3 protein-coding genes are annotated in these 8,321 nt (G+C 43.1%); all 3 read left to right on the top strand.

Annotation, left to right across the window (positions count from 1 at the left end; translation table 11 throughout):
- Positions 1-44 precede the first annotated feature (44 nt).
- The 3 genes from DWW91_RS04530 to DWW91_RS04520 all read left to right on the top strand — a co-directional run bounded on the left by DWW91_RS04530 (position 45) and on the right by DWW91_RS04520 (position 8,313).
- On the top strand, positions 45-2,945 hold the full coding sequence (locus DWW91_RS04530; RefSeq protein WP_122327070.1) for a glycosyl hydrolase: 2,901 nt from the start codon (positions 45-47) through the stop codon (positions 2,943-2,945).
- A 91-nt stretch (positions 2,946-3,036) separates the two neighbouring features.
- Positions 3,037-5,589 carry a family 78 glycoside hydrolase catalytic domain gene (locus tag DWW91_RS04525; RefSeq protein ID WP_122327069.1) on the top strand — a complete coding sequence of 851 codons (2,553 nt, stop codon included), beginning with the start codon at positions 3,037-3,039 and terminating at the stop codon, positions 5,587-5,589.
- A 51-nt stretch (positions 5,590-5,640) separates the two neighbouring features.
- The gene (locus tag DWW91_RS04520; protein ID WP_122327068.1) at positions 5,641-8,313 is read left to right on the top strand and encodes a glycoside hydrolase family 78 protein; all 2,673 of its coding nucleotides are present in this window, start codon (positions 5,641-5,643) and stop codon (positions 8,311-8,313) included.
- The last annotated feature ends 8 nt before the right edge of the window (positions 8,314-8,321 follow it).

Raw genomic sequence — 8,321 nt, 5'->3', positions numbered from 1 at the left:
GTTTAAACGGCTCTCTTGAGATAGGGAGCGCAATTTATTTACATATGAAACATACTGGATTAAAGTCTATCTTCTTTTTACTGGTCATATTTCTCTGCTGCAATTCGGTTGTAGGTCAGCGAGCAGGCGATCTTAGTGACTTGTTTGTCTCACCACCGGATCGTGCAAAGCCAAGGGTCTATTGGTGGTGGCTCTATAATCGTGTAAATAAAGGTTCTATTACCCGTGACCTGGAAGAGTTTAAAGCAAAAGGGATCAGTGGCGTTAATCTGATATGTACAGGTGGATATGCCGGAAAAGAGGCATTATTAGGTGTTGAATGGCTGGGGCCTGAATGGCGTGCCCTTTACCGGCATGCAATCCGGGAAGCTAAACGATTGAATATTGAAATAGGATTTAACCTGGCGGGAGGCTGGACCATGATGGGACCTTGGGTTACGCCGGATAAAGCGATGAAGAAAGTAGTTCAGAGTGAACAGATCGTTACCGGACCTGTAACGTTTTCTAAAGAATTTCCTCAACCTGAAACTGTCGATAATTATTACCATGATGTATGGGTTCAGGCTTTTAAAATAGAACGCCAAACTAAAACAGTGCATCCGGAAACAGCTATAGATATCACGGACTGTATAAGTTCTGACGGGAGATTGCATTGGGATATTCCGGCAGGCGACTGGCTCATTTTACGAACGGGATATACATTGACAGGACATCCCTGGAGTAAATGGCATGCATATCCTAAAGGCGATACATTTGAAGGAGGAGACGGATACGAAATAGATTATTTGAGTACGGTTGCTTTGGATGATCATTTTGACCATCTAGGTAAATTGGTGATCGAAGAGACCCGGCAGGCCGGCGGTAAATTGGCTTATTTGTGGTCAGATAGCTGGGAATGCGGAAAACTTACATGGACTCAGGACTTCCCGGAACAATTCCGGCGTTTCCGAGGATATGATTTAAAGCCATATATGGCTATATTGGCAGGATATACAGTGAATGATTCTGTATTTTCGGCTCGTTTCCGGGATGATTTTGACAGAACGATACAAGATTGTGTCGCAGAGAATTTTTATGGACATTTCTATGAATTATGTCATGAAAATGGTATGGATGTAGGTAATGAGGCTGGAGGACCGAATGATACACCTCCCCAGGATGCACTAAAAAACTTGGGGCGTTGTGATATTCCGGCAGGCGAATTCTGGGTACATTACAAATTACCTGAAGACGGAATGAATTCGCGTAAAAGTGCCAGACTTAATTTGAAACAAACAGCTTCGGCTGCACATATATATGGTCGGCGTGAAGCGCAGGCGGAAGCTTTCACACAGATGGAACAGGACCGTACACACTGGTCATTGGGCCCCTATGATTTAAAACCCTATGCGAATGATGCTTTTTGTGAAGGTATAAACCGTTTTATGTTACATCAGGCAACTTGTCAGCCTCCGGAAGATGGGAAGCCCGGGTTTGAATTTTGTGCCGGTCAGCATTTTACTCCTAACATAACTTGGTGGGAGCAGTCTTCTGCCTTTTTTTCTTATTTGTCTCGTTGCCAGTCTTTATTGCAGCAGGGTAAGTTTGTGGGCGATGTCTGTTTCTTTTTAGGTGAACGACCGCCAGTACTGGTTCCGCCTAAATATGTTGTGCCGACTCTCGGTGCAGGATATGATTGTGATTATACGAATGCAGAAGTATTATTGACACGTATGTCTGTGAAAGATGGAAGGATTGTATTACCTGATGGTATGAGTTATCATCTTTTATATCTCCAGAATTGTGTTTCTCCTGTAGAAGAGATATGTGAAGCTGTAGGGCATTATCAACAGTTGAAAGTTTTATCCGGTCCTTCGGATGCCATGTCTTTGGCGGTAATCAAGAAACTTCGGCAATTGATCAGTGATGGGGCTACTGTAGTCGGGGCACCTCCTAAAAGGTCGGCGGAACTGAACGGATATCCGGATTGTGACAGAGAGGTGCAGGAGATCGCCACAGAAATTTGGGGTGACCTGGATGGGAAAACTCGTATGGAACGGAAGTTTGGTAAAGGACGTATCATCTGGGGGAAGACAGCCCGTGAAGTTTTACTTGCAGATGGCATACAACCTGATTTTTCTTATACAGGTCAGGAGCATGAACCTGAAAAGTTTGATTATATCCATCGGGTGGATGGACAGTCCGAAATTTATTTTGTGATTAATCGTACAGGAAGTACCGAAGTTGGAGATTTTTCTTTTAGAGTTGCTGGGAAACAACCGGAGATATGGGATCCGGTAACGGGTAAGATGAGAGATGCAGGTTCTTTTGAACAGAAAGGTGGACTTACCGATTTGTCGTTGGAGTTAGCGCCGTATAGCTCTTGTTTTATTGTTTTCCGCAAATCTATTTCTAATAATAGTTCCGGCAAAGGAGTTCCTAATTTCTTGAAATATGAGAAGATCAAAGAGTTAAGCGACTCATGGCATGTTTTATTTGACAAAGACTGGGGTGGTCCCGGTGAAGTACGTTTTGATAAGCTTTCTAACTGGATCGATAGTCAGGAGGAAGGGATTAAGTATTATTCGGGTAAAGCTACTTATCGGAAGGTATTTGACATGGGGAATGTGCAGAAAAAGTTTTCTCACGCAGGTGAAAGGCTTGTTCTCGATTTGGGTGATGTCAAGCATGTGGCGGCTGTTCGTTTAAATGGTAAGGAACTGGGTGTTTTGTGGTGCTCTCCTTGGCGTGTCGATATTACGGATTGTATAAAGGATACAGGAAATGTTTTGGAGATTGATATTGTCAATCTATGGGCGAACCGGGTGATTGGAGACTGGAAATTGCCGGTAGAGAAGCGTTTTACAAAAACACATGATGTTTTCCGTTTCGATATGTTGAGGGGAAGTACCCCGCTGACTGACGCTGGTTTACTTGGTCCGGTTAATATATTGCGCGGATTATAGTGTGAGTAGATTTTCATGTGTTTATAGTCCTTTTATAAAAGTTAGATAAGTTGTAGATATTTGTTTCATCCTGATAAAATGATTTTGTAGTATGACAATTCATAAGGTATTATTTATAACACTTTTATTTTTCGTGAGTATGTCTTCCTTTGCGAAGGAAGACCGGAATGGAGCATTGGATCTGTCTCCTGCGAAATGGATCTGGTATCCGGCCGGCCGGACACTGCAAAACACTTTTATTTTATTCCGGAAAGATGTCATACTGAAAGAAAAACCGTTGAAAGCGGATGGATGGATACTGGCGGACAGCAGATATCGTTTGTTTGTGAACGGGAAAAGAGTGCAATGGGGACCTGCTCCGTCTGATCCCCGCTGGCAGGAAGCCGATCCGCTGGATCTGGCTGGATATTTGGTCGAAGGAAAAAATACAATAGCCGTCGAAGTATGTTATTTTGGAACCGGTGATGGAACTTCTCCGATGGGAAAGCCCGGATTTATTATGAATCTGGATATCGATGAACAAAAAATATTGACGGACGACTCGTGGTTCAGCTATTTATCTCGTAGTTGGCAACCCGGAAAATATAAACGATGGTTTTTGCGTTCTTTACAGGAAACTTTTGATGCCCGGCTTTATCCGTATGGATGGGATACGCCTGACTTTATACAGAATGCAGATTGGGTAAAAGCGTTGGTTGCGAGTGATGACGGGCGTTATCCGTCCGTCTGTAATGGGGTCCCGGAATATGCCTGGGAGATATTCGGGGATAGGAACGTGTCGGAGATACGTCGGAGGAGTATTCCTTTGATGCGGGAATATTCGGTGACCCAACCTAAATTGGAAGAATCTATGTGGATTCACTGGAAAAGACCGGCAGAAGATTATTTTGATATGTTGGTCAGCGATGCTTTCGATGTTATATACCAACCGGTTGTCGGGCAGTCTGAAGACGAGTGGCTGGTGGAGCCGAATGGAGACAATGCAGCAGCACTGACCTTTTCTTTTAGTGAACAAGGTGTCGGGTGGCCTTATTTTACTATTGACGCTCCGGAAGGAACTGTTGTGGAATTGTTGGTACATGAAGCACATCGGCTCGGAGGTCCCGCTATTATAAATTCTCATTTTAACTCCTGGACCCGGTTTGTTTGTAAAGAAGGGGTTAATACATTTGAAACATTTGATTTCGAGAGTTTCAGATGGCTTCAGTTACATATTCGTAACTTTAATCGTCCGGTCAGGATATCTTCGGTCGGTATGCGCCGTAGAATATATCCCTGGCAAAAAGAACCTGCTATATTCATAGCAGACGATACTATTCAAAAGGTTGTGAATGCTGCAGTAAATACATTATACAACTGTGCTCAGGAAACATTGGTTGATGGAATGGCGCGGGAAAGGCAACAATACAGCGGAGATGGTAGCCATCAGTTACATGCTGTTTTTCAGACAATGGGAGATTGTTTGCTTCCTTTCCGGTATATAAATACATTCAGCCAGGGATCTTCCATAGACGGATACTTTATGGATAGTTGGCCTGCCTGGGACCGGTTGGCACGTACGATGGAACGGCAGATGCAATTGACCGGTTGGGGCCCTATTCTGGATCATAGTATCGGATTTTGTTTCGATGCTTATCATTATTACATGTATACCGGTGATTTAAAGGGATTGGAAGAAGTCTATCCGAGACTTCTTAAGTTTTTTGTTTTTCTCTGTTCGCTGACAAATGAAGAAGAGCAATTGGTGCCGGCAGAAAACTTAGGAATGTGTTCGGTTTACATCGATCATGAGGCATATAAAAAGAACAGCCATAAACAATTGGCGTTAAATCTTTATATTACAGCAATGTGCAGGAATGCTTTGGCTCCTTTGTGCCGTTTGTTTGGAGATAAGGATGAAGCTGATAGAGTTGACGCTTATGGTAGTAGGATACTTCAGGGATGTATCCGTAAGTTTTGGGATGAGGAACGGAAAGTTTATGTGAATAATCTGCCCTGGATAAAGGAAGAAGGAGAGATACGTTATTGTGACCGTTCTTTGGCTACGGCATTGATCTATGATCTGTGTCCGGGTAATTCTATAGATAAGTCATTGGAAATATTGGAACAGACTCCTGCTGAGTTAGGTATATCATATCCGTGTAATGCCGTGTGGCGTCTGTGGGCATTGGTTAAATACAGGAAGATTGAATCCGTTCTATCTGACTTGAGAACGAAATGGGGACGAATGAGCTCTGTTTGGGAAAATAACACATTGCAGGAGTTTTGGACTGCTTATCCGGATGAAGGCTCTCAGTGGAGTCATTGTGCCATGCATCCTTTGATTGCGCTCAGCCAGGGGATAGCCGGTATCTACCCGATAGAGGGAGGATCAGATAAAATAAAAATAGAGCCGCAACCAGGTAGCCTGGAGAAAGTAGATTTTGATGTATACACAGCAAAAGGAGCGGTACATTTTTATTCGCAGGGAAAGAAAGGAAAACGGACCCTTCGGTTGAGGATCCCGGATACAGTGTCTGTCGAATTATGGTTGGATGCACGGGAAGAAATCAAATTACCGTTCTTACGGACTGAGAAAAATGGAATCAAAGTATATAAGATGGAAGGTCAGGAAAAATACGAACTTCATTTGAAATATACTTGATACGTATCTTTGCATGATAGAGAATAGTTTGTTAACTAAATTCATTAGGAGATGAAAAAGGATAAGATTATTAGGGGGATGGTTATGGTGTTTTTATGTTCTGTAAACATCTGTGGACTAAAGGCGCAGGAGAAAGCCGGAGAGTGTGTGCCTACAGATTTGAAATGCGAGCATTTGGTTGCTCCGTTAGGTATCGACCGCCAGGCTCCGCGTTTTTCGTGGCATCTGGAAGATAGCAGGGGCGGAGCCGTTCAAACCGCCTACAGGATCACTGTAGGAAAAGATTCTGTCGCTTTGTCCAAAGGAAAGAAGATCTTGTGGCAGGAGAAAAAGGCAGACGGAAAAACGATGGCTGGTTATAAAGGGAAAGCCTTGGAGCCTTTTACGAAATATTATTGGAGTGTTACTGTTTGGGACAAAGACAAGCAGGAATCCCGGAAAGTAATTTCTTCTTTTGAAACAGGTATGTTGACGCCTTCAAACTGGAAGGGAAGATTTATTTCAGATGGACAGGATATAGAGTCCCGTGAGACTCCCTATTTCCGGAAAGCTATTAGATTAGACAAGAACGTCCAATCGGCAAGAGCGTACATAGTGGCAGCCGGATTATATGAATTATCCATTAACGGGCATAAGGTCGGTGACCACTTTTTAGACCCCGCTTTTACCGATTATGACAAGCGGTTATTGTATGTTACGTATGATGTCACTGATCTTTTGAGTAAAGGAGATAATGCAGTGGGTGTAATTCTCGGGAATGGCTGGTATAACCATCAGCCGGTTGCTGAATGGTCCTTTGATAAAGCTCCATGGCGTAAGCGTCCTTCTTTCTGTCTGAATTTGCATATAACATATACGGATGGGACAAAAGAGATTCTGGCATCCGATGAAAGCTTCAAGGTGAAAGGCGGTCCCATTACATTCAATGCTATTTATGTGGCTGAAAATTATGATTTCAGGAAAGAACTGCCGGGTTGGAATACGGTTTCTTATGATGATTCTTCCTGGAAAAACGCAACGGAAGTTGTTTGGCCGGGTGCAAATATAACATCGCAGACCATGCATCCGATTCGTGCTACGGAATATTGCAAGCCTGTTGATCTGAAAAAGTTGAATGATACGCTTTATTTGTACGACTTTGGGCAAAACTGGTCAGGTGTGACGACGTTTAAGGCGAAGGGTGCGCCCGGAACAAAAGTGAAAATACGTCATGGAGAACAACTGGATTCCCGCAGGAAACGATTGTTTGATGATAATAATACCCAGTTTTATCAAAATGTAAACGAGCCGTTGAAATATGGGGTTCACCCTGAAGATGAATTGTTCCAGACGGATGTGTTGATATTGGACGGTAAGGAAAACGAATTTACACCCCGTTTTAATTATAAGGGATTCCAATATGTGGAAGTCTCCTCGGATAAGCCTCTGCATCTGACGACAGAAAATATAACATCTCATTTTATTCATACGGATTCACCGGCAAACGGATCTTTCGAATGTTCAGATACGTTGATCAACAGATTGCTGAGGGCTACGAATTATTCTTATTTATCGAATCTGGTCGGATATCCGACCGATTGTCCTCATCGTGAGAAAAATGGCTGGACGGGTGACGCCCATCTGGCTATTGAAACGGGCTTGTATAGTTTTGATGCAATTACCCTATATGAAAAATGGATGGCAGACCATCGGGATAATATGTATGACGGAGGCAGGCTGCGTTGTATCATTCCTTCCGGAGGTTGGGGAGGCGATATCGCTGACTGGACTTGCTCGATGACCATTATTCCCTGGACCCTGTATGAGTTTTACGGTGATCCGACTTGCTTGAAAGATAATTATGAAGCAATGAAGATGCATACGGATTATTGGCTGAATAAGTATCCGGAAGGGTTGATCGGAGATTACTGTCTGGGTGACTGGGTCCCTCATAAGTCGATTGCAGATAAGGAACTGACAGCTTCTATTTATCATTACAAAAATGCGGATATCGTTTCCCGTACTGCCAAACTGTTCGGTTTTGAGAAAGATTATGAGTATTATAAGGCAGCGGCTGAAAAAATAAAGAATGCGATCAATGAGAAGTTCCTGAATAGGGAAACCGGTATTTATGCCAACGGCTATCAGACGGAGCTTAGTATGCCTTTATATTGGGGTATAGTCCCGGAAGACTGTAAAGAAAAGGTTGCAGAACAGTTAACCAAACGGGTAAAAGCGGACAAAGATCATTTGGATGTGGGTATTATGGGATGTAAAACGATCCTTAATGCATTGACGGAGACGGGAAATGTAGAACAGGCTTACCGTATGGTGACCCAGCAGGATTATCCTTCATGGGGAAACTGGTTACGCCAGGGAGCGACAACTCTTTACGAGAACTGGGATTATAATGGCCTTGCCTGGGGATATTCGCAGAATCACATAATGTATGGTGAGATCGGTGCATGGTTCTATAAGGCCTTGGCGGGGATTAATGTCGATCCGCAGAACCCTGGTTTTAAGAATGTGATCCTGAAGCCTCATTTTGTAGAAGAACTGACCTATGTAAAAGCTTCTTATAATTCTCCTTACGGGTTGATAAAATCAGCTTGGGAAAGAGTGGGTGATAAAATTATTTATAAAGTAACTGTGCCTCCCGGTGCAACGGCTACATTGCATCTGGAAGGGGAAAATACTCCTAAAGAGTTGATTGCAGGTACTTATAAATTTGAGGTAAATAAATAATTACGGAT

Source organism: Parabacteroides sp. AF17-3, assembly GCF_003635445.1.
Lineage (GTDB): Bacteria > Bacteroidota > Bacteroidia > Bacteroidales > Tannerellaceae > Parabacteroides > Parabacteroides goldsteinii.
Note: the sequence above shows the minus strand (reverse complement) of the source record. Positions and strands in the feature narration are given on the sequence as shown.

Coding starts and splice junctions, on each gene's coding strand:
- DWW91_RS04530 (WP_122327070.1), top strand. CDS start 45: ATGAAACATACTGGATTAAAGTCTATCTTCTTTTTACTGGTCATATTT.
- DWW91_RS04520 (WP_122327068.1), top strand. CDS start 5,641: ATGAAAAAGGATAAGATTATTAGGGGGATGGTTATGGTGTTTTTATGT.
- DWW91_RS04525 (WP_122327069.1), top strand. CDS start 3,037: ATGACAATTCATAAGGTATTATTTATAACACTTTTATTTTTCGTGAGT.